Source organism: Vibrio sp. 1249-1 (genome assembly GCF_033340495.1).
This window is the reverse complement of record NZ_JAWOWJ010000588.1, coordinates 1-680: the sequence shown is the minus strand read 5'-3', so window position 1 is coordinate 680 and position 680 is coordinate 1. Positions and strand designations below refer to the sequence as shown.

Genomic DNA, 680 nt, shown 5'->3' with positions numbered 1-680 from the left:
GTGGTTTGGTGATCAGCCAAGTGATCGCCAAGGTCATCACAATGATTTTCCAATACGTATTTTTAAATACCGTGATGGCAATATCTCGGCTAGAGGCGAACACAATCCCGATGATAACCAGGCCCCAGAAAATGCACAGCCACTTGAGTGAAGGGTGCCAGAATGCCGTAAGTTGACGACTTAGCAGTAGATGAAAAGCTAGCGCAGCTAACGCGCCAAGGGATAAAAGCAATGGAATTTTAAAGCTGTAAATGGCAGGAAACGCTTCGTGAATACGGAAAAAAGAGAAGATAACGAACAGTGTCACGAGCCAAAAGGTTTGATTGAGGACGAACAGCAATGCCAACGGTGCAAAGCACACTGCCACAATCAAAATGGGGTGAGGCATCACGATCCAAAGCAACGCAATCACGACGGTGATCGTCAGCGCTGCAATGGATTGTTTTGTTCTCACATCGGTTGAGCTCATATCGAATATCTCTTCACTTGTCCGCGCCATCGAATGAATTGCTGACTTAATGCGCTGCGGGCTTCTTTACTCATGTAACGAACGGTGAGTCCTGCCAGCAGGCTGCATGTCAAAATGCAAATTGCGATGGCGATTCCTATTGATTGTGAAGAGTGAAGCAGGAACAGTGCCACACCTGAGGTAATTTGCAGTAAAACCATCAAACTCAAAT

At 46.2% G+C, this 680-nt stretch carries 2 pseudogenes; both read right to left on the bottom strand.

The window, feature by feature from the left end:
• Positions 1 to 469: pseudogene (locus R7Z50_RS27790) on the bottom strand (hypothetical protein); the annotation flags it as partial.
• A pseudogene (locus R7Z50_RS27785) lies at positions 466 to 680 on the bottom strand (lipopolysaccharide biosynthesis protein); the annotation flags it as partial. The pseudogenes R7Z50_RS27785 and R7Z50_RS27790, both read right to left, overlap by 4 nt.